This is a genomic window from Dialister sp., assembly GCF_036343215.1.
Lineage (GTDB): Bacteria > Bacillota > Negativicutes > Veillonellales > Dialisteraceae > Dialister.
This window is the reverse complement of record NZ_JAZASU010000012.1, coordinates 1-24,384: the sequence shown is the minus strand read 5'-3', so window position 1 is coordinate 24,384 and position 24,384 is coordinate 1. Positions and strand designations below refer to the sequence as shown.

The window sequence follows — 24,384 nt, the reverse complement described above, 5'->3', positions numbered from 1 at the left end:
ATCCCCGGTCATGAACTTTTACAGGAGCCATCGCCAAATGGTTTCCTCCACATGAAAACCCGCCGGTGGGGAAACCGACGGGTTTTGGAGAGAGGGTAAATTATTATTCAAAAGAATCAGAAATACCAGTAGTCCTTTTCACCTCCTGATAATAGGGATTTTTGCCCCGCCTCTTCCCGGGGATTGGAAAAGGGAGGTCATCTTTTGTTTGTAAGTTGACTTCAAGTCAACTTATGTGAATATTATACCATTTATTTCCAAAAACGCAAGCTCTTTTCCGACTTTCAGTCACTTATTTATTATAAAACTTATTTATTCCCACCCCGAGCGGCGTTCTTAAAGTTTACCCTGCATAATGAACCGGCAGCCGGACTGCATTGGGGAAATCGTTGAAGAAAATACGAAAATTTTCCTGTTTCACCTGTCCCATTTTTCCTCTTACACCTTATAATAGGTATAGTGCAGGCGGCGGGCCCGATCCTTTCAGGCCCCTTCTTTTTGAGCACGTAAAAACCCCGAAAGAGGGGAGACTTCCAGGGTTTCAGAGAGAGGGATAAATAACAATCAGAAAACTCGAACAGTTGAAAAGTCAGCCCACCTCCTTCTTTGCATCCCGACTCCCCTTCCCGGGGAGTTGAAGTTCATCGGGAAGTATTTAGTTGACCATGTTCAACTAATATCATTATACCATCTTTTTTCTTGACTGTAAGTCTATTTCATAAAATATTTTCAATTTTATGAAAATATTTTATGATATTATTCTTGGAAATTTATAGGTCCTCCCGTATCTATATTGAAAGTCATGCCGATACGTTTTGAGTACTTAATCACCGCCTTCAGTACTGCGGGGAACAGAGACAGGGAGTGTTATTATGAAGGGAAGACAATGGTCAGAGCAGCATACAGTAGAAGTCAGGAAGAAAATCCTGAATGCGGCCAAGGACCTCTTTACGTCCCAGGGTTACAAGAAGACCACCATCCGCCAGATTGTGGATAAGTCCGGCATACTGACTGGGAGTATTTATTATCTGTATAAAAATAAGGACGAAATTTTTCAGTCCCTCATCCTGTCGCTCACGAAGCAGTGCATCAAAAGCATCGATGAAGTCTGCGAAGGGGAATCGGAAGACTATAAGTGCATGGCTGCTATTGCCATAGAAATGCATGCCATCCATGCCAGCCCCATCGTGTGCGAATGCTTCTACGCAGGTTATACGTCCCCCGCGATTTTTGAAAAATTCGTGGAAGTCTATGCAGAGCTGGAGTATGAACTCTTTAAAGATACCGCCACCCCCTACTCTCGGGAAGAAACCTTCCATCAGGCCCTCACCGTACGAAGCGCCATGGGCGGCTGCGTCATGGCTCATTATTTCAATGAGCCTTTTGACTATGAGAAATATCTGGATCCTGTGCTCTCCCTGGTCCTTTACCTCCATGGGGTCCCCCGGGATGAAATGAGCGGTATCATCGCCCACCTTCACGAACGGGATGAGCTCTGGAAATACATCGGAAAGCATCTCCGGGATGCGCCGGTGGAAGAACCGGAAGAATAAATCCGGTCCGCTCCTCATGCCCAACAGAGCCTTTATTCCTTTTAAGCAGCAAGGCATACATCCATCCTCAAACGAAATTTTTACCACACTTCTATGGCTGAAGTGTGGTTTTTTGGATTCAAGAAGGAAATCAGGGATCCCGCTCCCTGCCAGCCGGAAACCGGGAATGGGGGAAACCCTTATGTAACCGTTCCGGAAAAACAGATATCATGGCCAGCTCCTTCCATTTTCCGATTTTTCTGCTGATCCCATTTCCATTTCCTGTAATGGTCACAATGGCCTGATCCTCCATTCCGGCCGGATGATTGCGCCTTTTTCCGTTCCTGTGTAGTTTCCCCGTTTTAAGTTGAGCATGTTTAAGCGAATTGAAATTCCCTGTAATGATAATCATGGGCAGCCGCATTCCCTGACGGAACAGGAAATCACTGAACAGGCCCTCGAACTTTTCATCACCCATGACGGTTGCAGCCCCCACGATTCCTGTAAGTCATGATATAATAGAAATAAAGAAATCGGAATAATAACAATACTTTCAAAGGAGGAATCATTATGGACGAAATTTTCAGGAGAGGAACCTGCCGGTATTTCAAAAAACTCACCCCTGTACCCGACGACCAGCTGCTCACCCTGGTGAAAGCAGGCATGCAGGCCAGGGCCGTAGGCAACCAGAAATCCCGAGATTTCATCATTGTCACCCGGGAAGACCTGGTCACTTCCCTTTCCTATAACAGCATCATTGCAGGACCCGCCAGAAGGGCATCGGCTGTCATCGTCATCGTAGGCAAAAAAGACGGCATTTCCTTCCCCGACGAATGGACCTTCGACTGCGCTGCCGCTGCCCAGAATATCCTGATCGAGGCAGAACATCTCGGCCTTGCCACCCTATGGATGCAGGTTTATCCCTATCAGGACAGAAAGATCAAGATCAATCACCTCCTGGACCTTCCCGATGACGGAGTAGAAGCTTTCTGCATGATCGCCGTGGGTTATGCAGAAAGACGCCCCGTGCGGATCAACCGTTTCGATGAAAGTGCCATTTCCTACGATCTTTATGGAAAACACACCCAGGCACAGGAAGTGCTGAAAAGAGACCCCCGCACCGACTGGGGCGAATCCTGATTGTTTCGGAAGCGGAAGGAAATATTATATTTCGAAGACACTGAATAAAAGTGATCAGTTCTTAGTTCTCAGTGAATGTGGGCGCGCATCAAATTCTTGAAGCGCGCCTTTTTCGTAACCGGGAAAGGCCGGGAGTCCGGGAATCTGTAAAAAATCATTTCTTTCCCTTGACGGAAAGTGACTTTATGATATAATGAATATATCGAAATAATTAAATATTACTCATTAAGGAGAGATACTTATGATTACCGAAATCCACAGCAATGAAGAATTTGAAAAAGAAATCGTAAATCACGCAGGCTACAGCCTCATCGATTTCTGGGCTACCTGGTGCGGCCCCTGCCGTATGATGGCCCCGGTCCTTGAAAACTCGGAAAAAGTACTGGGCGACCAGGTCAATTTCTGCAAAGTCGACGTAGATGAACTGCAGGAACTGGCAGGAGATTTTGACATCATGTCCATCCCCACCATCATCCTCTTCAAAGATGGTGAAGAAGTAAACCGCATGGTAGGCGCCATCCCCCAGGAAGAATTCATGAACCAGCTGCAGGATATGATGGAATAAGAGCCATCATCGCTCTTCTTCAGGACCGCCAATAGCCTGTACCGACAGCAGGAACCGGCTTTACCCCTTACGCCTTTGGGAGACAATCCCTGATTTACTGAAAAACTCATACTTCAAATAAAACCGCCCCTCAGCGATGGGCGGTTTTATAATTATTCCAATTTTAAAAATGAAATCTGGTTAACCCGTATAGGCATCATCCGCTGAATTATGGAAATCCTGCTTTGCCAGCCATTCCTTCTCCTCTTCCGTTTCCGGGATATCGATCCGCTCTATTTTGAAAATGACCGGTCTTGTCCCGTCATTGCAGCAGGCAATCATGATCCGTTCATCATTGGTCCAGCCATGCATGATGGACCCTCCCTGAAGGGCTGTATACACATAGCGGCTGATGGCATCCCAGGCCTCCCCGCAGAACCGGCCATTCATGAGATGATAGAAATCATCCTGCTCAGGCGTCCGCTTCAGAAGGAAGGTATCCCCCTTTTTAAAACAGGGACATTTCCCCGAATTTGGATCAGCCAGATATTTCTTCTGATAAGAAGGAAATACCTTCGTCTCCAGGACCGTGATTCTGCATTCGTGCTTCATAGTGGGCTCCTTTCGTAATGATCACTTTCATAATAAACACTTTTCTTTATTAGATCGAAAACAGAAATGTGAAAAAAGTGGTCAGTGTGAAGTGATAAGTGGTAAGTGATGGGTATAGAGCTGTACAATCATTACGCAATATGTTGAATGGCCGAAATTGATAAAGTGTTCAGTTCTCAGTTCATAGTGAACAGTGAAAGAGGCCCGCATCAAATTTGATGGCGGGCCATTTTTATACACAGTTCTCCTGGAAAACGTTTAAATTTTTATATAAAAAGGATGCCTCTCCCATAAAAAAGCGTCCCCACAACTGCGAACTGATCACTACTAGCTGATAACTATTTCCCCTAAAGTTTTTAAATAACGAATTTAGTACACCCCCAATCTTATATAGTGCGCTGACGCACGGCCTTTGGCTCTCACTTGGTGCTAATGAGCATTTTAAGCCCGCCTGTGCACATTCTCCATATTAAAATCTGCGGCCCATCAGGGCCGCCACCTCCCCGCATCCCGCACCCCAAAAATCTCGAGACCCTCAAAAAACCGGCAAGCCCTGGTTTGCTGACTCCCGAAAACCGCAGTAGACTCAACCCAAAGTCTGCCAGTTGTCTCAAACAAGCTGCCTGTACAAATTCCCCATATACTTTGCGGCCCCTCAGGGCCGCCTCCTTCACGAATCACGAAGAACGAATCACGAATCAAGATCAGGGACAGAAGGCGCAAACCACAGCCCATAATTGTCTCCAATAAAAAAACCGTACCCTCGATGGGTACGGTTTTTTTATTTTAGATGCTCTTTGTCGCATGGAGGCGGGTCAGGGCACGCATGAGGGCCAGTTTCGCTCTGTCCATATCAATTTCCTTGCTATGGGAGTGAAGTCTGTCTTCTGCGCGCTTCTTTGCTGCCTGGGCACGGGCAACGTCAATGGTCTCTGCCAGTTCGGCGAGAGGAGCAATGATATTGACTTTGCTGTCCTTTGTTTCAAGGAAGCCGCCAAATACAGCGATTCTCTGTTCTTTGCCCGGTTTTTCAACGCGGACTACGCACATGTCGAGAGCTGCGGCAAGGGGAAGATGGTTTTTCATGATAGCGAATTCGCCATCTTCTGCACGGGCTGCCACCAGGGTTACGCCGTCATCGGAATAGATGGGGCCGTCCGGGCTGATGACTTCCACATGCATAGGATTAGTAAGGGTATCAGCCATGGCTTATTCCCCTTTCTTCATCTTTTCAGCCTTTTCGATTGCTTCATCAATTGTGCCGACCATGTAGAATGCGCCTTCCGGCATATCATCATGCTGGCCTGCGAGGATTTCCTTGAAGCCTCTGATGGTTTCCTTCAGCGGTACATATCTGCCTGGGGAGCCAGTGAACTGTTCAGCTACGAAGAATGGCTGAGACAGGAATCTCTGAATCTTTCTTGCACGGGCAACGATCAGTTTGTCGTCGTCGGAAAGTTCTTCCATACCGAGGATGGCGATGATATCCTGCAGTTCCTTGTAACGCTGCAGAATAGCCTGTACGCCGCGGGCTACTTCGTAGTGTTCTTTGCCGAGTACGTTCGGGTCCAGAATACGGGAGGTGGAGTCCAGCGGGTCAACGGCCGGATAAATGCCGAGTTCGGCGATGGAACGGTTCAATACGGTGGTTGCATCGAGGTGGGTGAATACGCCTGCCGGAGCCGGGTCGGTGAGGTCATCGGCCGGTACGTATACTGCCTGAATAGAGGTAATGGAACCGGATTTGGTGGAAGTGATTCGTTCCTGCAGTTCGCCGATATCGGTGGCCAGGGTTGGCTGGTAACCTACGGCGGATGGCATACGGCCGAGCAGTGCGGATACTTCGGAGCCTGCCTGTACGAAACGGAAAATGTTATCGATGAAGAGCAGTACGTCCTGGTTTTCTTTATCACGGAAATATTCAGCCATGGTCAGACCAGTGAGGGCGACTCTCATACGAGCTCCCGGTGGTTCGTTCATCTGGCCGTAAACCAGTGCTACTTTGGAAAGTACGCCGGATTCTTTCATTTCGCCCCAGAGGTCATTGCCTTCACGGGTACGTTCGCCTACGCCGCAGAATACGGAGCAGCCGGAGTGTTCGGTAGCTACGTTGTGAATCAGTTCCTGAATGAGGACGGTCTTGCCTACACCTGCGCCGCCGAACAGACCTACCTTACCGCCTTTAGCGTATGGGCAGATGAGGTCAACGACTTTGATGCCGGTTTCGAAAATTTCTGCTGCCGGGGACTGGTCTTTGAAGGCCGGTGCCGGGCGGTGGATCGGCCAGGTATCTGCTGATTTAACAGGGGTGGGGTCGTTATCTACGGTCTGTCCAAGGATGTTGAAAATACGTCCGAGGACTCCGTCACCTACCGGTGCTGCAATAGCACGGCCGGTGTCGATAGCGGGCATACCACGCACCATGCCGTCTGTGGAGCTCATGGCTACGGTACGGACTACGCCGTCTCCGAGGTGCTGCATGGTTTCACAGATGACATCAACAGGAACGCTGGCTTTATCGTCTTTTACATGGATTGCGTTATAGATGGCAGGAAGTTCTTTGTCATCATCGAAGGCAATATCGACTACTGCGCCGATGACCTGTACGACTTTCCCTACCTGCATCTCCTGTTCTTTTGCCATGAAGAAGCATTCCTCCTTAAAATATTGAGGTTATTCAAGCGCAGCGGCGCCGCCGACAATTTCGGAAATTTCGTTGGTGACCTGGGCCTGGCGGGCTTTGTTGTACGTCAGATTGAGGTCTGCGATTCTTTCGGTTGCATTGTCGGTTGCGGCGGACATGGCTGCCATTCGGCTTCCCAGTTCGGAAGCAGCGGACTGCAGCATGGCGTTGTAAACCTGTACCTGTACATATTCCGGGAGCAGCTTGGAGAGGACCGTCTTTGCATCCGGCATGAAGATATAAGGATCCTCCTTGATCTTCATGAATTCCTCGGTTTCCCGATGGAACTGGGCAATGAAATCGTCTTCTTCTGCAGCCGGTTTCTGCTCTTCTTCCACTTTCTGAGTGGGGTCTTCGATAGGAAGCAGTTTGGTGACTTCCACGGTCTGACGAAGAGCGGTGATAAATCTGGTATAAATGATATAAACTTCGTCCACTTCTTCCCTGGTGAAGTAGTCAATCATTTCCTTGGCTAATTCAATGGAATCCTGGGCGGACGGTTTATCGGAAAAGCCGAAATGGTAGGAATCGAGGTCATACCCGCGGAATTTCAGGTAGTTTCTACCCTGTTTCCCGCACATGTAAATGCAATAGGTTGAACGATCCTTACCGGAGATTTCCTGCATGGTCCGCTTCATAACGTTGGAGTTATAAGCACCGGCGAGGCCTTTATCCGCACTGATGACGAGATAGCCGACCTTCTTGACGGGTCCGTTCCGGAGGAGCGGGCTTTCGAAACCGGTTGTAACCGAAGAAGCACGGCGCAGAAGCTCTCCGATTTTTTCAGCATAGGGAAGGGAGCCGTTTGCTTTTTCTTCTGCTTTACGCAGACGGGCAGCGGCCACCATCTTCATTGCTTTCGTGATCTGCTGGATGTTGGTGACAGATTTAATGCGCCCTTTTATATCACGCGTACTTTCCAATCAGATCACCCCTCTACCGTTTCAGACTTTTCTTCTTTGGATGCTTTGTAGCGTTCCTTGAATTCGAGAATAGCAGCTTTCAGTTTTTCTTCGGTTGCATCGGTCAGCTTCTTGGTCTTCACGATGTCTTCGCCGATTTCCGGATGGCTGCTGTGGAGGAATGCGAGAATCTGGTGTTCGAAGTCTACGACTTCATCGACACCGATGTCGTCGAGGTATCCTTTTACTGCTACATAAATAGCCTGTACCTGGTCTTCGACCGGATATGGGGTATACTGCGGCTGTTTCAGGATTTCAGTGGTTCTCTGGCCGCGGTCGATCTGTGCCTTGGTGGCAGCATCGAGGTCAGAACCGAACTGAGCGAATGCGGCAAGTTCGCGGAACTGGGCCAGGTCCAGACGCAGGGTACCTGCGACCTGTTTCATAGCTTTGATCTGAGCGGAACCGCCTACACGGGATACGGACAGACCTACGTTGATTGCCGGACGGATACCGGAGTAGAAGAGTGCGGTTTCCAGATAAATCTGGCCGTCGGTAATGGAAATAACGTTGGTCGGAATGAATGCGCCTACGTCGCCTGCCAGGGTTTCAATGATCGGCAGTGCGGTGATGGAGCCGCCGCCCAGTGCATCAGAGAGACGGGCTGCGCGTTCCAGAAGGCGGGAATGCAGATAGAATACATCGCCCGGGTAAGCTTCACGTCCAGGTGGACGACGGAGCAGCAGGGACATGGCACGATATGCGACAGCGTGTTTGGAGAGGTCATCATAAATGATGAGGACATCTTTGCCCTGACGCATGAAGTGTTCTGCGATGGATACGCCAGAATACGGTACAAGGTACTGCATCGGGGAGCCTTCGGATGCACCTGCATGGACGATGATGGAGTAATCCATAGCGCCTGCTTCCTTCAGTTTTTCGTATACGCGAACAACGTTGGAGTTTTTCTGGCCAATGGATACATAAATACAAATAACGTTCTGACCCTTCTGGTTCAGGATGGTATCGATACCGATAGCTGTTTTACCGGTACCACGGTCACCGATGATAAGTTCACGCTGACCACGGCCGATCGGAACCATGGAGTCAATTGCTTTCAGACCTGTCTGCAGCGGAACATTAACCGGCTGTCTGTCGGCAATGCCCGGAGCTTTGATTTCAATGTCGCGGTATTCGTCGGTCTTAATTTCACCCTTGCCATCAATTGGCTGGCCCAGTGCGTTAACGACGCGGCCGATAACTGCGTCGCCTACCGGTACCTGCATCAGGCGGCCTGTTCTTTTAACAACGTCGCCTTCCTTGATGGATTCGGAATGACCCAGAAGAACGGCACCTACGTTGCTTTCTTCCAGGTTCAGTGCCATGCCGTAAACGCCATTCGGCAGTTCCAGCAGTTCGCCGGCCATGCAGTTCTGCAGGCCATAGATATGGGCAATGCCGTCACCGACTTCAAGAACCGTCCCTACTTCATCGACATTGAGGTCTACTTTGTAGTTTTCAATCTGTTTTTTGATGACAGATGTAATTTCATCTGAACTGATTTTCATTTTCCTAGAAGTCACCTCAATCTCTTTGCATCAATTGCGCTTTCATTTCACCAAGCTGACGGGCAACGGAACCATCGATGAGGCGGTCACCCACCTGGACGGTAAAGCCGCCAATCAGGGCTTGGTCAACTTTCTGTTTCAGGAGAATCTTCTTGCCGGTAATTTCGGAGAGTTTTTCCTTCAGCGCTTCAGCCGAGGACTTGCTGAGTGGAAAAGCAGATGTTACGATTGCTTCTTCCATTCCCATGCCTTCATGAGCCATGGTCACGTAGTTTTCGACCATCATGGGGAATGTGCCGAGACGGTCTTTGTCCAATACTACGAAGCAGAACTGCAGGACAATCGGCTGTACCTTGTCTGCAAACAATTTTTTAAGAGTTTCTTTCTTTACATCCCGACGGATGAGGGGATGGTTCAGAAAATCCTTGAGTTCCGGATTCTTCGCGATGGTATCGGCGATGAATGTCAGATCTTCTTCGGTTTTCTGCAAGCTGTTTTCTTCAGCAGCCACTTCATAGATAGCACGTCCATACTTTTTTGCAAGGATTACGTTCTTATCCATGGTTACTTACCTGCTTTGCGGGCATCCAGCTTTTTGATGCTTTCCGCAATGAGCCGGTCATTGTCTGCCGGGGTCATATTTTTACTGATGATCTTAGCTGCGATGTCACAGGAAAGGAGCGCCACCTGAGATTTCAAATCTTCAAGAGCATCCTTGCGTTCTCTTGCAATCTGCCTGGTTGCGTTTTCTTTTTCCAGTTCAATAGCGGCATGTGCTTCATCAATCTGGGCCTGAGCCTGTACCTTGGCTTCCTTGACTGCCTTGTCGACAATTTCCTGAGCCTTGGCCTGTGCGTCGCGGAGCTGTTCTTCATAGGATTCCTTCAGCTTGGCAGCGTCTGCCTTGGATGCGGCAGCGGAATCCAGGTCGTTCTGGATGCGGGCTTTGCGGTCGTCAAGAACCTTCAGCACCGGCTTGTAGCAGAAATGACCGAGAATTGCACAGAGAATGACGAAGTTGATGATCTGAATCAGCAGTGTTCCATTGATTTCTACCAATTCGATCCCTCCTTAGTAATATTGGGCAATATTATTTCAGGAATGGGTTAGCGAATACGAGTACGAGAGCGATAACGACTGCAATAATCGGAATAGATTCGATAAGGCCGATAGCAACCAGCATGTTGGTGAACAGTTTATCAGCGAGTTCCGGCTGACGGGTCATGCCATCGATAGCATGGATTGCGGCGCGGGCATCGTTTACGGATGCGGTAATAGCGCAAACTGCTGCAATAACGGTTGCTGCGATAAGGGAATACTGGGCGATAAGAGTCTGATCCATGATAATAATTCCTCCTGAGAATTAATTTAAATTTGCCGGATGAGGTCGGTGCCTGAATGGATATGGGCCGTTTGGACGGACGGTGCCGTGCCGTTTATTATGCAGCGGCGCTGCGCTCCACCAGAATTAGAGAGATTCTCTGATATACACAGACGAAAGGGTGGTGAAAATATACGCCTGAACCAGGCCTACGAACAAACTGAAGGCGATCCAGATGATAGGTACAATCGGCGGGCAGAGGAAATACAGGATTTCCAGCAGGATTTCGCCTGCGAGAATGTTGCCAAATAGACGCATTGCCAGCGTAACCGGTTTCGAAATCTCTTCGATGGCATTCATGACAATGAACACGGGGAACGGCTTGAAGAAATGGCCAATCCATTTACCGAAGCCCTTGTTCTTGATGTAATAGAAATGAATCATTACAGAGCTTCCAAGTGCCAGACCCAGCGTGGTATTGACGTCATTGGTCGGAGATGCTGTCAGATGCGCAGTCGGGAGCAGACCCAGCTGGTTGGCGGTGAAGATGAACAGGAAGAATGTCAGAAGGACATTGATGACCTGACGGTACTTCGGCCCCGTATTTGACCTGAACTGGCTGCAGAGAGCATCGAATACAATTTCAATGAGGCTCTGCCACCGGCCCGGAATCAGCTTGTTCGTACCACGAGTCGCGGCAAATACGGCAATGAAAACTATAAGTGCAGTAAGCCATGTGGTAAAGATGGTATCCATATTGACGGACAAGCCAAAAAGCTGCGCCACAACGTGTGTACCTGTGTGCAGATGCATAATCTCACCCCCTTCCTCTTGCAATGACTTCAAGAAAATCTATTTCTTAATTAAACTGGCCAGGCGTTCCGTGAGGGACGCGATGGGCAGAGTAAGTAAGCCGCCTAAATACCCGAAAATATTGAACGGGCTGAAAATGACCGCCAGAGCGGAAAGGATTTCCAGAAAAAATCTCGACGTGGTGTACATAAGGAGATGATGGCCCAGGTAGGTTGCATCCCTGCCATCTGCCATCCACTTGTTATATCGTATTTCCAGAACTTTATAGAACAGGATGTGAAACAGGGCTCCAAGTGCCCAGCCTGCAGACCAGGTCCAGTCCATAAAAAGAAAGAGGACCGCCGCACCGGCTATGCAGTAAGCCAGCAGGAACTTCGTTATGCGGGCCGCATAATTTGGAAATGCCATGTCCACTTTCATACTATTTCTTCCCTACTATCTGTTTAATGACGGAATACAGCCCTGAAAGGGCACCCATGACGGAGAGAAAAATGGTGCCAAACGGGCTGCTGTCAAAAAATTCATCACATTTGAGACCCAGCCAGACGCCAAGGGCAATGGAAATCAGCATGGTCACACCGGCCCCCGACGCCACTGCGATGCCATGCAGCGGATGCCAGTCGTCTTCCGGTTCCTGATCCCTGTTTTTCCCCTTTTCCATGTCCTTTCTCCACTGTTTCCCCGGCTTCACCGCCGGATAGCGTCTGTAAAATTGGGCACGTTAAACACAAATCGGTTTTATTCTTAAACAGTATACCATACTGATTGTTACTTGGCTATAAATTTAGTGGGTTTTTTATCCGATAATCCTTCAATCCACAAAAGGGCGGAGGCGATGCGTCCTGCGGATTTTCCATCTCCATAAGGATTGACGGCTTCCGCCATGACTTTGTATTCTTTCTCATCGCTGAGGAGTTTGTAAGCCGTATCGAATACTTTGTCTTCATCGGTGCCTACGAGCTTTACGGTACCTGCTTCCACCGCTTCCGGCCGTTCTGTCGTATCCCTGAGGACGAGGACCGGTTTGCCAAGGGACGGCGCTTCTTCCTGGATTCCGCCGGAATCGGTGAGGACGATGGCAGACCGGGCCATGAGATTGGTGAAGGGTTCATATTCCATGGGGTCCACCAGATGGATGCCTTTGATTCCTTCCAATTCTTCCTCTACGGCTTCCCTGACTTTTGGATTCCGGTGAACCGGGAAGACCACTTCTGTATCCGGCACGGCTTCCACCAGTCTCCGGAGTGCCCTGTATACATGGTGCATGGGGTCGCCCAGATTTTCCCGTCTGTGGGTGGTGACCAGAATGACTCTTTTATGTTCTTCGATGGCTTCGATTTCCAAATCTTCAAAGTGGTAATCTTTCTTTACCGTATGGAGAAGCGCATCGATGACCGTATTTCCTACCACGAAAATGGAGGAGTCTTTTTTGTTCTCACGAAGGAGATTCTGTCTTGCCGTTTCGGTAGGCGCAAAGTTCACATTGGCAAGAACGCCGGTGAGCTGACGGTTCGCTTCTTCCGGCCAGGGGGAAAGGAGATTTCCCGTACGGAGGCCTGCTTCCACATGGGCCACCTTGATCTGCTGATAGAAAGCGGCAAGGGCTGCGGTGAAAGTCGTAGTCGTATCGCCGTGAACCAGGACATAGTCCGGCTTTTCCTTTGACAGCACTTCTTCCAGTCCCCGAAGCACCCGGGCCGTAATGTCGTAAAGGGTCTGGCCGCTCTTCATGATATCCAGGTCGTAATCCACAGGAAGATGGAAGAGGTCCACCACCTGATCCAGCATTTCACGATGCTGGGCGGTGAGGCATACCTTCGTCTCTATTTCCTTGTGTTTCAGAAGTTCTTTCACCACCGGCGCCATTTTGATGGCTTCCGGACGGGTACCGAAAATCGTCATTACTTTCATGGTTTACCTTCTTTTTAGAAATAACTCAGAGCGGATTCTTCCACCGGGGAGGCTGCATTTCTTCCTTCTCCCCTTCCCTGTCGTCTTTGACAGCTTCTTTTACTTCTTCTTTTATTTTATCCTTATTATGTAAAGCTTCTTCTTTCTTCTTCTGTTCCATCTGATAGGGGGAAGGAACGATTTCCTTCATAACTCCCAGCTTTCTCGCCCAGAGGAGGAAAAGGATGAGGGCAATCAGCACCAGGATGCCGCCAATCAAAGTCCGGATATGAATGACCAGGAGGGCCAGGCAGGCGAAGAATGCGGTCAGTCCATACATGATGAGGACCACCTGCTTCTGGGTAAGCCCTTTGGCCAGGAGACGGTGATGGAGATGATTCTTGTCCGGGGAAAAAATCGGCACTCCCGAAGACTTTCTACGAATAATAGCCAGGAATGTATCCGTAATCGGTACAGCCAAAGCCAGGAGCGGAACTACCAAAACGGCAGCAGCTGCGGTTTTCATATTTCCCATCACGGAGACAGAAGCGATCACATAACCCAGGAACATGGATCCCGTATCGCCCATGAATATTTTTGCAGGATTGAAATTATACTGAAGAAATGCGAGACATGCCCCAGTCATGGCTACCATGGCAGCAGCTGCTGTCCATTGACCCATCTGAAATGCCAGGAGAGCAATAGCAATGGAGGCAATTGTTGCAATTCCTGCTGCGAGACCATCCAGACCATCGATCAGATTTACCGTATTGATGAAACCGATAATCCAGAAAATCGTAAGAGGAATGGAAATAAAAATCGGCAGGTAGATGATGCCAAGCCTCGGGATGTGAATCCAGTCGATATTGATATTGAAGATAATAACAGGAATGGCAGCTGCGATAATCTGACCCAGAAGTTTTACTTTTGGCGGAAGTGATACGACGTCATCAGCTATGCCCACGATAATGAGAAAAGTGGCGCCGAGCATGATCCCTACCATTTCATAGGTAAAGCCCACAGTGGTGATAATGGAAACCATGAATCCTGCATAAATGGCAAGGCCTCCCAGACGGGGAATGAGTCCATGATGCACTTTTCTCGCATCCGGCTTATCCACCGCGCCAATGGAAATGGCCAGCTTCTTCACCACCGGAGTGAGCAAGAAAGTCACGATCAGTGCCGCAAGGAACGTGAACGCATAGGCGAACAACGTAACACCTCCTAAAAAAGACAATACTATATGGTTATTCTATCATAAGTGAGATAGTGGTGGAAATAGGAAAATCGTCGCCATTTTGTAAGTATTGTATAAAGGATGAAAAACAAAATACGACATACTTCTATGCGGAACTTTCTTAAAAAACAACTTTTGAATCGGGGGTATCGGGATTATCGGGAAGCTCGGGGGTATCAGGAAGGTGTGCCCCTGAGGGGGCAAGAATTTATATGGGGCCTGTGCACAGGCGGGTTTGAAAAAAACAGCAGCGGCTGCACGCCAAAGGCCGTGTGCGAAGCACACTATTTAAATTGGTTGGCGAAGCCAACCATATCCTTCCCGATCACCCCGATAATCCCGATCACCCCGACCGCCCCGATTCAAAAGTTATCTGGCCTAAAGTTCCCCTTTCTTCTATCAAAGTTAAAAATGACAATCCCCACAATCCATGTTACTATGAATAAAAAGTACCAAGGAGGAATTTCCATGCGTAAACCGATTGCCGCCGTTACGGCTGATATCCTTCTCGCCGATTTGAAGCCCATGAATCAGAAGATGGCCGCCTATGCGCCCCGGCCCCTTCTGGACGCCCTGGGGCGGGCGGGACTTATGCCCATCGTCCTTCCCTATAACGATTATATGAAGCCGGAAGATTTCATTGATACCTTCGATGCGTTAGTACTTCCCGGAGGGCTCAATCCCACGCCCCGGCTTTACGGGGAGGAACCGCTCTGGTGCATCGGGCCCACTTTCCTCAAACGAGACCTCTTTGAGGCAGGCCTCATCAAAGCCTGTATTTCCAGAGGGAAGCCCATCCTTGGCATCTGCCGGGGTATGCAGATTTTGAATGCCGTCCTGGGCGGCACGCTCTGGCAGGACATGACGAAACAGAATCCGAAGCTTTACATCCAGCACATGCAGAAAGCGCCGGAAAATATCCCCACCCATTATATAGAAATAGAAAAAGAAAGCCGTCTCCATAAAGTTCTTGGCGATGGACTTTATGTCAATTCTTACCATAAAGAGGGCATCAAAAAACTGTCTCCCCTCCTCCGGGAGACAGCCCACTCTGCTGACGGCCTTATCGAAGGCGTGGAAAGTATAGATAATGAACTGATCTGTGGAGTCCAGTGGCATCCGGAGCTCATGGAGCCAGAGCTTATGGATCCGCTGTTTAAGGCATTTGCGGAAAAAGTGAAAAAATCATCTGCCGTCAGCCGTTAACCATCAGAACAGCCGGTAACAGGCACAAAAAATCCACCTGAATCAATCAGGTGGATTTTCTTCCTAATCGGACTGGGTATCCAGATTTTTCATGATCTGCTGGAGCACGCCCTTAAAGACACGCATATCGCTCTCGGAAACGCCTTCGTAGAAGGACTGATCGAGATCGATAGAGGCTTCCCGGCTGGCCTGCTCTACCTGTTTTGCTTTTTCTGTCATGTAGAGGCGGTATTTCCGCGCATCATCGGGCACCCTTTCCTTACGGATGAGTCCTTTTTCAATCATGGACTTCACCATGACCGTAATGGTCGGGTTTGTCAGATGGAGATGATCTTCCAGTGTCTTCTGGGTAACCACTTCTTTTTTATGGGTGGACAGGTAGGCGATAATCAGGGACTGCCGCGCAGTCAGGCCGAATTTCTTCATGATTCCGGACTGCCGGAGCAACATCTTCTTGTGTGCCTGTCCAAGGTTATAAGTCAGTCCCAGTTTGTCACTGTCTGCCAGATCTCCCGGCCTCAAATGGACCTGTTTCTTCATATTCCCTCACCTTGCTTTTTTGTACCGGAAACGACCCGCATTCGTTTCCTTTCCTCCGCTCAATCATTAATGCTTCAAACTTTACAAAAAGTTATGCTCTCATATCATAATTATACAACCTGCTAATCAGCTGCGTCAAAAGCAAATTGGCAAATTTAATGGTTAAGATAAAGAATTCTTTTATAGGGGGATATACCTTTCATTTTTAATATCGCGGCCGGATATCTTCCAGGATTTCCCGGACCTGCCAGTGGTCATCCCTGTCTATGAAAGCACGAAATTTCTTTTCCCCCAGCTCAATGAGGAAATAGATTTCCCCCATTCCTTCCCCTTTCACTACGGAAAAATGGCTTCCATTGACATGATACCGTTCCTGCCATACCACCTGACGCCCCTGGCGGATTGTCAGGATTTCCGCGCCTTCTGACGAAGTCCCGGCAAATTCAACGAGCCGTCCGAAGCCGTCATCGAAAATAAAGGATGACTCTTTCCGGGCTTCCTCCTTCAGGACTCCGGAATAGGGCCTCCCATCGGAAACATCTGCCGCCATGGAAACTGCCGGAAGGAAAAGCAATGATACCAGGGCTGCCAAAATCTTCCGTTTCATAAGTACCTTCATCTGATAAAATTCATAACCCTTTATTTATTATAAAGCATGAAACCGGTTTATAAAAATAAAATTTGTGAGAAGAAACATACGAAACGGGGAATGATGTTAAGAAGATGACCGTTACCATGCCGGGGTGTGAACTGAAGGTTATCAGTTATCAGTGTCCCGCATTGGATGAAAAACTATTTCCCCAAAAGACTGGAAATCTCCCGCCATCGCAAAATACGTTTTTCCTGCTGTGTATTTGCCCTGAGAACTGCAAACTTTTCCTGCAGCTTTCCTTTCATATGGTGGCAAAGACCGCATCATTAAAAAATCAGTCTCATCTGGTACCAAACCACATTTCCGTGGGTGGAGTCTGAAACACCTTCGTTTTTGAAACCGAATTTCGCGTAATAGTGGACCAGCTGATCTTTGCAGGTAAGGACGATGCCTTTGCGGCCTTCTTCCTTTGACTGCTTTTTAAAGGCTTCGATGAGACGGCCCGCGCAGCCTTCCCTCCGGCAGGCGGGGATGGTGTTCAGGCCGAAAATCATCTGCCAGGCGCCTTTTTCATCATGAAGAGAAGCCTTTTCATACATTTCATCGGTGAGATCTTTTTCATTCGTCACCATGCCGTCGATGAAGCCCGCCAGTTTTCCATCCCTGTACAGCAGGAAGAAATGGGATGGGTACACTTCCAGTCGTTCCCGGATTTCTTCTGCCGTAGCCGCTTCCGATGAAGGAAAGCACTCCGCTTCCACCGAAGACAGCGCTTTCGCATCATCGATATTTCCCTTTCGAATGGTATATTCCATAGAAAGACTCCTTTTGAACATAATCTGATTTTATAGTACCAAAAGGAGGTCCATATTGCAACAATTTGTTGCAAACGTTTTGCAATAAATAAAGTTATCAGTGGCATGACTTTCAATCGGAATACTTTCATTGCATTCTGTTTCAACGGCTTTTATAAAAATAGTTATCAGTTATCAGTGATCAGTTATCAGATGTTCACATAGAAACGAGAAACTTCTTCCCTGGAGGAATTCATGTCCTCTGCGGCAAAAAGTTTTATCTCGTGTATGGGATTTTCTGAGAACTGCGAACTGATAACTGATAACTTTTAACTTACTGTAATTGAGCCTGAATGGCCGTGCAGCTGTTTCCTCATCAGTAATGGGGCGCGTCGGGGTCGTGGATGATTCTTTCTTCCGGTTTCCGCACTTTATTGAAGCGGATGGATTTCACTCTTGGTTCCATGAGGAGATGGAAGCCCGCGATTTCTCCCGCATCGTCGGCGAAGAAGGTGAGGGGGATTTCATACATATCCGTATCTTCTTTCACTTCGTTTACCCGGAAGGTATCGTAGTAGAGATGGGTCATGGGCCGGTCTTTGACTGCCCGCTCGTCCAGGTACAGTTTCCCTTCTTTCACTTTCACATGGAAAGTGCCGTAGCCCCCGGAGACGTAGGTCCCCTCGTAATCGGAAAGGGGATGGGACAGAGGGCCGTTCGCATGACTTTCGGGAAGGCAGTGAAATTCCAGATGATGGTACATGTCCTCGGGCGCATGATTCCTGCCGGAGTCCGTATACATACCGTACCAGTCCTCTTCTTCCTTTCCCAGAAAGGCGTCGAGGAGGAATCCCTGAATGGCAAAAATGAGAGGATTGTCGGGGCAGTGAAGATTCTGCAGATAAACGGCGCCGCAGGACAGGACGGGAATATAGAACTGGAAGGCAGAGTAACCTTCGATTTTTCCCGTATGCTGCTGTATGACGGAGCCTTTGTACTCCATGATTCTCCAGCCAAAACCATAGCCCAGACTCCTTCCGCCAAGGACGTGAGGATAATCCATGAGAATCTGGGGCCGGTGCATATCGAGGAAGGAGGTGGGCTTCAGGAAATATTTTCCCTCCATCATGCCGCCATGAATATGAAGGGAAAGCCATTTCACCATATCTTCCGCGCAGCTCATCACGGAACCGCAGGGGCCTGCCTGATCGATATTCCAGGGCGGGACTTCATGAAGGCCCCGGTTCCAGCGGAAAGGCCGGGAAGAATTGGAATCCGCCAGGGCTTCGTCCATGAGGCAGCAGGTCCTTGTCATGCCCAGAGGTTCAAATATTTCCTCTTTTAAAATCTCCTCCCACTTTTTCCCTGTCACTTCTTCCATAATGCCGCCGATGGCGGTATACATGACATTGCTGTACTGGGCCAGGGTCCGGAAAGGCGCCGTAGGTTCCAGATATTCCAGCCGTTTCAGGTAATCGATGCGGGAAATGGAATTGTCCGGCCAGGTGCCGTCATGAAAGCCCACGCCCGTCCGGTGGCACATCATATCCCGGAGGGTCACGGCCGACGATGCTTCTTCGTCCCAGAGGGAAAAAAAGGGCACGTAATTTTTGACCGGTTCATCGATATCGAGGATTCCCCGGTCTGCGAGGCGCATGACACAGTAATCGGTCATGGATTTCGTGCAGGAACCGATGCCGGAAATCGTATCCGGGAGGAAGGGCTCCCCTTTTTCATTCCGCACGCCAAAGGAAAGGAAATTCACCCTGTCATCTTCGATGAGACCCAGCGCCATGCCGGGGACAGAGTAATAGGAAATCATTTTTTCTATGAGGTTTTTCAGTTTTTCCAGATCAACCATCGAGGCCTCCCAGTTCCATGAGGTGCTCCGGTTCTTTGAATGGTTTGCCAATCATCGGCACCGCAGCAATCAGTTCCTTCGTGTAATCATCGGAAGGATGAGTCAGAATCTGGTCGGAATCCCCTATTTCCACCAGTTTGCCCCGCTGCATGACGGCAGTGCGGTCGGAAATGTAGCGCACCACTGCCAGATTATGTGAAATGAAAAGATAGGTCAGATTGAGTTTTCCCCGAAGGTCCATGAGCAGGTTCAAAACCTGGGCCTGCACGGATACATCGAGAGCAGAAGTAGGTTCATCAAGGATTAAAATATCCGGTCTTGTCATGAGAGCCCGGGCGATGGAAATACGCTGCCGCTGGCCGCCGGAAAATTCATGAGGATACCGGTCCATCACGTTTTTGCGGAGACCCACCACTCCGAGGAGCATTTCGGCCCGCTCTTTTCTTTCTTTTTCTGTAAACTCCTTCATCACCCTGGCCGGTTCCATGAGGATATCCCCGATTTTCATACGGGGAGAGAGGGAGGAATACGGGTCCTGGAAGACAATCTGCACTTTTTTCCTGAGTTCCCTCACTTCCGCTTCCTTTGCATGGGAAATATCCTTACCATAGAGAAGGATTTCCCCGCTGGTAGGCTCAATGAGATGAATGATGAGATTCGCAAGGGTCGATTTGCCGCAGCCCGATTCGCCTACGATGCCCAGGGATTCCCCTTTCTTCAGGGTGAAGCTCACGCCGTTCAATGCGTGCACTTCTTTCGTCTTGCCCCAGAAGGTCCGGGTGCGGAAGGTTTTCGTCACATTTCTGATTTCCAGTATGTCCATGTTATCCCTCCTCCGGATGGCAGCAGTACACTTTATGACCTTTCCCGAAATCTTTCACCGGAAGCTTTCCTTCCCTGCAGGCTTCGATGCAGCGATGGCATCTCGGCGCGAAGCGGCAGCCTGCCATTTTCTCCCTCGGGTCCGGCACCATGCCGGGAATGGCAAAGAGCTTCTGCCGGCTTCCGTCTTCCATGACTTTCGGGAGCGCCCCGATCAGGGCCTTCGTGTAGGGATGATACGGATGGGTCAGCACGTCTTCCGTTTTCCCTGTTTCCACAATATACCCGGAGTACATGACGGACACATGGTCGCATATTTCCGAAATGACCCCCAGATCATGGGAAATAAAGAGCACCGCTGTCCCTCTTTCCCGACAGGCCTCTTTGATGAGGTACAGAATCTGGGCCTGAACGGTCACATCCAGAGCCGTCGTCGGTTCATCGGCAATTAAAAGTTTCGGTTTACAGGATAAAGCCATGGCGATCATGACTCTCTGACGCATACCGCCGGAAAGTTCATAGGGATAGCATTCAAAGACATCTTCCGCATTCCGGATGTGCACATCCCGGAGGAGCGAGACCGCCCGGGTGCGTGCTTCTTTTTTCGTCATTTTTTCATGGGTCCGGATGACATCGGTCATCTGGGTCCCTACGGTAAAGACGGGATTGAGGCAGGTCATGGGTTCCTGGAAAATCATGGATACGTCACGACCCCGGATGGCTTCCATATTTTTTTCGGAAATACCGAGAAGCTGTTTCCCGCAGAGATGAATGGATCCCTCCAGCTGCGCTTTATTGCCGCCGGGGAGAAGTTTCATCACCGCAAAGGCGGTCATGGATTTTCCGCTCCCCGATTCGCCAACGAGCCCCATGATTTTTCCCGGTTCCACAGTGAAATTTACATTATGCAGAATAGGGACCGGCCCTTTTTTCGAAGGGAGGGCAAGAGAAAGATTTTCTATTTCCAGAATATTTTCCATCTTACTCAGCTCCTCTCGGGTCCAGAATATCACGAAGGCCGTCGCCAAGAAGGTTAAAGCCCATAACCGTAATCAGGATAAAAATTCCCGGAAAAGCCGCATACCACCACTGGTCGATGGCATAAACCCGGGCCGTGGAAATCATGGCGCCCCATTCCGGCATAGGCGGCTGGGCGCCAAGACCGATAAAACTCATGGAAGAAGCAATCAGGATGGCATCGCCGATACCGAGGGTCATCTGGACCATAAGCGGCGAGAGGCAGTTTGGAATGATGTGATGGATGATAATCCAGGACGGCGATGCGCCGAAAGTATTGGCGGCTTTCACGTAAGGTTCCGATTTCAGGGAAAGCACCTGGCCCCTCATGAGCCGTACATACATGGGAATCCGGACGATGCAGACCGCCAGCATGGTATTAAAAAGTCCGACTCCCAGAGCAGCGGTCAAGGCAAGAGCCAAAACCATGGAGGGGAAAGAAAGGACCATATCCGTCAGAGCCATAATGACCTGATCCACTTTTCCTCCGCAATATCCCGAAACAGATCCTATAATGACTCCGATGACTGCTGCCAGAATGACAATGGAAAGTCCAACCGTAATGGAAATACGGGCACCGTAGAGAATCCGGGAGAAAATATCCCGTCCCATTTCATCGGTACCGAAGAAATGGACCAGGGAAGGCGCCTGAAGCCTTCCGGGCACATTCATGAGATTCGGGTCCCAGGGAGCAATGACGGGAGCCAGGATTCCCAGAATGATAATGAGAGCCACAATGATCATTCCCAGCAGAGTGAGGTGATTTTTCAGGAGCACTTCCACTGCCCTTTTCGCAAAGGTCTGACGCTCCGGCTGAAATTCTTCCTTTTCATTCATCGGCCCTCACCTCCGCTCGAAATCTGGGGATTCAGGATATTGTAAATCATATCCACCACCATATTGATGATGACATACCCGAGAGAAACTACAAGAGTAAAGCCCATAATGGCAGGAAAATCGAGATAGGCAATGGAATCCATCACATATTTCCCCATGCCCGGCCAGCCGAAAATGGTTTCCGTAATCACGGCGCCGCCTAAAAGTTCACCAATCGTAAGACCGGTAATCGTGACCGTCGGAATCAGGGCATTTTTCAATGCATAATGGTAGATAATCCGGTGCTTTGGAATGCCGCTGGCCCGGGCGGTGCGGATATAATCCTGTTCCAGCACATCCACCATGCCGCTTCGCACCTGACGGGCAATGATAGCCAGCTGTGCATAGGCGAGGCAGATTCCCGGGAGAAGCAGGTGATGAATGGCCGAGAGGACCACATCCATATTTCCTTCCAGAAGTCCATCAATGATATAAAGTCCCGTCACATGGGCCGGCGGGGAGAGAAAAGCATCGAGCCTGCCGGAAGCCGGAAAAATGGGAAATACTTTGTAAAAAATGATGAGGCATACCACGCCGGACCAGAAAAGGGGGATGGATACGCCGATCATGGAAATGACACGGGAAATATGATCCATCCAGGAATCCCGGTGCACTGCCGAAAGGACGCCCAGAAATATGCCAAATACCACGGCAATAATCATGGCTGTCAGCGTCAATTCCAGAGTAGCCGGAAAATACCGGGCCAGTTCGCCGGAAACGGGCATCTGGGTGCGGATGGAAATCCCCATATCCCCATGAGCCAGGCCTTCCATGTACAGGGCATACTGGGTCAGGATCGGTTTATCCAGCCCCAGGGACTGACGGGCTGCCTCCAAAACTTCCGGAGATGCATGGGGTCCCACCAGCATGCGGGCCGGATCGCCGGGAATGACGTGGGAAATACAGAAAGTCACAATCGATACGCCGATGAAGACGAAGATCAGGTGAATCAATCGCTGCAGGATGAATTTAAATGAAAGCATAGGGCCTCCTTTTTATTGCGTAAAAAGAGGTAAATTGGGATAGAGTCAATAGTTTGAAATTATGAATTGAATCGGTTTGTAGTTACTATGGATAGAGTCAGCTGCGGTTTTCGGGAATTAGCCTCACCACGACATGGCTCATTTTTTATATTTTCGAGATTTCGGGGTGCGGGGTGCGGGGTGCGGGGTGCGGGGTGCGGGAAGGTGTCGGCGCTGATGCGCCGACGAGTTTATATGGGGATTTTGCACAGGCGGAGGGATTTCCTTCCGGTTCATATTTCCACATCACATGAATGCTTCGAATCATAATGCCTCAAGTGCTTCAAGCCCCTATCGGCAGGCCAAATCCCCCATTCCGCTAAAGCTTCAGGTCGCAATGTCTCAAATGCCCCAGGCAAAATCGGCAGGCAAAATCAAGTAACGCGAAAAAGGGCTTTTATTTCAAAGTCCTTTTCCGCATACCAGATGAAGTTGAAGTCCCCGATTTTTTTACGGGCAGAGGGGAATTGGCGAAGGATTCCGTTTCCCTCAAAAACTCATTCCTTCATGTTCCCATTCTGTCTGTAATTTTCATACCACCAGGAGCTGGTTTCACAGCTCCGAAACGAAACCGGATGAACCGGGCACCTCAACATCCCGTCAGGACTTGGACAGAGCTTCGAAATCAAACATGCTGTCCAGCATCGGGTTGTAGGAGAAGCCTTTGATGTTGGCTCTCATCGGAGTCAGGACATCGGTCTGGAAGAGGAAGAGGTATGGCGCTTCGTCAAAGGCGATGGCCTGTACTTTCTTGTAAATTTCCGTTCTCTTGTCTTTATCGGTCATGACTTCTGCTTCCCGAAGCATCTTGTCTACGCTGTCATTTTTATAGAAGGAACGGTTGCCCGGCAGGCCCCAGTAGGAGGAGTCGAGCCAGTAGGAAAGGAAGAACTGGGGATCCGAATAGTCCGGGCTCCAGGTGCCCAGGGCCATCTGGAAATCGCCTTTGTCCGCACGCTGACGGAAGGTAGCCCAGGCCACTTTTTCCAGGTTGACTTTGATGCCCAGCTGGGACAGGTTATTCTGGATAATGAGGGCTTCTGCTTCATCAAAAGGAGCATGGCCGGAGTAGAGAAGGGTCATTTCCGTCACATTTTCTCCCGATGCAGCCAGGAGTTCTTTGGCCTTGTTCACGTCATAGGTATACCCCTTGATGGAATCATCACGGCCCCACATGCCCTGAGGAACGGCAGCGGTAAGCTGTTTGCCCCGGCCTTTGACGGCACCGTCAATGATGGAATTGTAATCGATGGCATAGGAGAGGGCCTGACGGAAGACTTTATTGGCCGTCGGTCCTTTCTGGTTGTTCAGGTAAACGATGGATGTGAGGAGGGACGGATCGTCATAAATCTTGATATCCTTGTTATCCTTCAGCTGAGCCAGCTGGTCCCTGGGGATGCCTTCCGCAATAT

The 24,384-nt window shown here is 49.4% G+C and carries 26 protein-coding genes; 4 read left to right on the top strand and 22 right to left on the bottom strand.

What is annotated here, in order from left to right:
• Positions 1–872 precede the first annotated feature (872 nt).
• The 3 genes from VZT47_RS04365 (at position 873) to trxA (ending at position 3,237) form a co-directional block, all read left to right on the top strand.
• Positions 873–1,553, top strand: coding sequence for a TetR/AcrR family transcriptional regulator (locus VZT47_RS04365; RefSeq protein ID WP_330223754.1), 681 nt, complete (start codon positions 873–875; stop codon positions 1,551–1,553).
• A gap of 549 nt (positions 1,554–2,102) precedes the next feature.
• A complete protein-coding gene (locus VZT47_RS04360) occupies positions 2,103–2,672 on the top strand; it encodes a nitroreductase family protein (protein WP_330223753.1) in 570 nt (189 codons plus the stop codon).
• Positions 2,673–2,913: 241 nt separating this feature from the next.
• Positions 2,914–3,237: a thioredoxin gene (gene trxA / locus VZT47_RS04355; protein WP_330223752.1), complete on the top strand. Its 324-nt coding sequence runs from the start codon at positions 2,914–2,916 to the stop codon at positions 3,235–3,237.
• A gap of 180 nt (positions 3,238–3,417) precedes the next feature.
• On the opposite strand, the gene VZT47_RS04350 is transcribed toward trxA, so the two are convergent.
• From VZT47_RS04350 to VZT47_RS04290, 13 genes are all read right to left on the bottom strand, one after another.
• Complete coding sequence (locus tag VZT47_RS04350) at positions 3,418–3,828, bottom strand: TIGR04076 family protein (protein WP_330223751.1); 411 nt, start codon at positions 3,826–3,828, stop codon at positions 3,418–3,420.
• A 786-nt stretch (positions 3,829–4,614) separates the two neighbouring features.
• Complete coding sequence (locus VZT47_RS04345) at positions 4,615–5,034, bottom strand: F0F1 ATP synthase subunit epsilon (protein WP_330223750.1); 420 nt, start codon at positions 5,032–5,034, stop codon at positions 4,615–4,617.
• Between the two features lie 3 nt (positions 5,035–5,037).
• Positions 5,038–6,471 carry a F0F1 ATP synthase subunit beta gene (gene atpD / locus VZT47_RS04340; protein WP_296955662.1) on the bottom strand — a complete coding sequence of 478 codons (1,434 nt, stop codon included), beginning with the start codon at positions 6,469–6,471 and terminating at the stop codon, positions 5,038–5,040.
• Between the two features lie 30 nt (positions 6,472–6,501).
• Complete coding sequence (atpG, locus tag VZT47_RS04335) at positions 6,502–7,434, bottom strand: ATP synthase F1 subunit gamma (protein WP_330223749.1); 933 nt, start codon at positions 7,432–7,434, stop codon at positions 6,502–6,504.
• Positions 7,435–7,439: 5 nt separating this feature from the next.
• Positions 7,440–8,981: a F0F1 ATP synthase subunit alpha gene (gene atpA, locus VZT47_RS04330; protein ID WP_296955656.1), complete on the bottom strand. Its 1,542-nt coding sequence runs from the start codon at positions 8,979–8,981 to the stop codon at positions 7,440–7,442.
• 16 nt (positions 8,982–8,997) lie between these two features.
• The gene (locus tag VZT47_RS04325) at positions 8,998–9,543 is read right to left on the bottom strand and encodes a F0F1 ATP synthase subunit delta (protein WP_296955653.1); all 546 of its coding nucleotides are present in this window, start codon (positions 9,541–9,543) and stop codon (positions 8,998–9,000) included.
• Positions 9,544–9,545: 2 nt separating this feature from the next.
• Positions 9,546–10,040: a F0F1 ATP synthase subunit B gene (atpF, locus tag VZT47_RS04320; protein ID WP_330223748.1), complete on the bottom strand. Its 495-nt coding sequence runs from the start codon at positions 10,038–10,040 to the stop codon at positions 9,546–9,548.
• 31 nt (positions 10,041–10,071) lie between these two features.
• Positions 10,072–10,323, bottom strand: a complete 252-nt coding sequence (gene atpE, locus VZT47_RS04315) for an ATP synthase F0 subunit C (protein ID WP_330223747.1) — start codon at positions 10,321–10,323, stop codon at positions 10,072–10,074.
• Between the two features lie 126 nt (positions 10,324–10,449).
• Positions 10,450–11,115: a F0F1 ATP synthase subunit A gene (gene atpB / locus VZT47_RS04310; RefSeq protein WP_330223746.1), complete on the bottom strand. Its 666-nt coding sequence runs from the start codon at positions 11,113–11,115 to the stop codon at positions 10,450–10,452.
• Between the two features lie 39 nt (positions 11,116–11,154).
• On the bottom strand, positions 11,155–11,535 hold the full coding sequence (locus tag VZT47_RS04305) for a hypothetical protein (RefSeq protein ID WP_330223745.1): 381 nt from the start codon (positions 11,533–11,535) through the stop codon (positions 11,155–11,157).
• 1 nt (position 11,536) lies between these two features.
• A complete protein-coding gene (locus tag VZT47_RS04300) occupies positions 11,537–11,776 on the bottom strand; it encodes an AtpZ/AtpI family protein (RefSeq protein ID WP_330223744.1) in 240 nt (79 codons plus the stop codon).
• Between the two features lie 107 nt (positions 11,777–11,883).
• Positions 11,884–13,026, bottom strand: a complete 1,143-nt coding sequence (gene wecB / locus VZT47_RS04295) for a non-hydrolyzing UDP-N-acetylglucosamine 2-epimerase (protein WP_330223743.1) — start codon at positions 13,024–13,026, stop codon at positions 11,884–11,886.
• Positions 13,027–13,051: 25 nt separating this feature from the next.
• Positions 13,052–14,218 (bottom strand): glycosyltransferase family 4 protein, encoded by a 1,167-nt coding sequence (locus VZT47_RS04290; protein ID WP_330223742.1) that lies wholly within the window; start codon positions 14,216–14,218, stop codon positions 13,052–13,054.
• 492 nt (positions 14,219–14,710) lie between these two features.
• Between VZT47_RS04290 and VZT47_RS04285 the strand changes: the two genes are divergently transcribed.
• A complete protein-coding gene (locus VZT47_RS04285) occupies positions 14,711–15,448 on the top strand; it encodes a gamma-glutamyl-gamma-aminobutyrate hydrolase family protein (protein WP_330223741.1) in 738 nt (245 codons plus the stop codon).
• 63 nt (positions 15,449–15,511) lie between these two features.
• Here VZT47_RS04285 and VZT47_RS04280 read toward each other — a convergent pair whose 3' ends face one another.
• The 9 genes from VZT47_RS04280 to VZT47_RS04240 form a co-directional block, all read right to left on the bottom strand.
• The gene (locus VZT47_RS04280; RefSeq protein WP_330223740.1) at positions 15,512–15,988 is read right to left on the bottom strand and encodes a MarR family winged helix-turn-helix transcriptional regulator; all 477 of its coding nucleotides are present in this window, start codon (positions 15,986–15,988) and stop codon (positions 15,512–15,514) included.
• A 205-nt stretch (positions 15,989–16,193) separates the two neighbouring features.
• Entirely contained in the window at positions 16,194–16,595 is a 402-nt protein-coding gene (locus VZT47_RS04275; protein ID WP_330223739.1) for a hypothetical protein, read from the bottom strand.
• 311 nt (positions 16,596–16,906) lie between these two features.
• Positions 16,907–17,395, bottom strand: a complete 489-nt coding sequence (locus tag VZT47_RS04270) for a GNAT family N-acetyltransferase (RefSeq protein ID WP_330223738.1) — start codon at positions 17,393–17,395, stop codon at positions 16,907–16,909.
• Positions 17,396–17,750: 355 nt separating this feature from the next.
• Entirely contained in the window at positions 17,751–19,235 is a 1,485-nt protein-coding gene (locus tag VZT47_RS04265) for a serine hydrolase (protein WP_330223737.1), read from the bottom strand.
• Complete coding sequence (locus VZT47_RS04260; protein WP_330223736.1) at positions 19,228–20,058, bottom strand: ABC transporter ATP-binding protein; 831 nt, start codon at positions 20,056–20,058, stop codon at positions 19,228–19,230. The genes VZT47_RS04265 and VZT47_RS04260 overlap by 8 nt, the downstream gene beginning before the upstream one ends.
• 1 nt (position 20,059) lies before the next feature.
• Positions 20,060–21,037, bottom strand: a complete 978-nt coding sequence (locus tag VZT47_RS04255; protein WP_330223735.1) for an ABC transporter ATP-binding protein — start codon at positions 21,035–21,037, stop codon at positions 20,060–20,062.
• 1 nt (position 21,038) lies between these two features.
• Positions 21,039–21,911: an ABC transporter permease gene (locus tag VZT47_RS04250; RefSeq protein ID WP_330223734.1), complete on the bottom strand. Its 873-nt coding sequence runs from the start codon at positions 21,909–21,911 to the stop codon at positions 21,039–21,041.
• Entirely contained in the window at positions 21,908–22,933 is a 1,026-nt protein-coding gene (locus VZT47_RS04245; protein WP_330223733.1) for an ABC transporter permease, read from the bottom strand. The genes VZT47_RS04250 and VZT47_RS04245 overlap by 4 nt, the downstream gene beginning before the upstream one ends.
• A gap of 639 nt (positions 22,934–23,572) precedes the next feature.
• Positions 23,573–24,384, bottom strand: an 812-nt coding sequence (locus tag VZT47_RS04240) for an ABC transporter substrate-binding protein (protein ID WP_330223732.1), incomplete at its 5' end; no start/stop codon positions are given.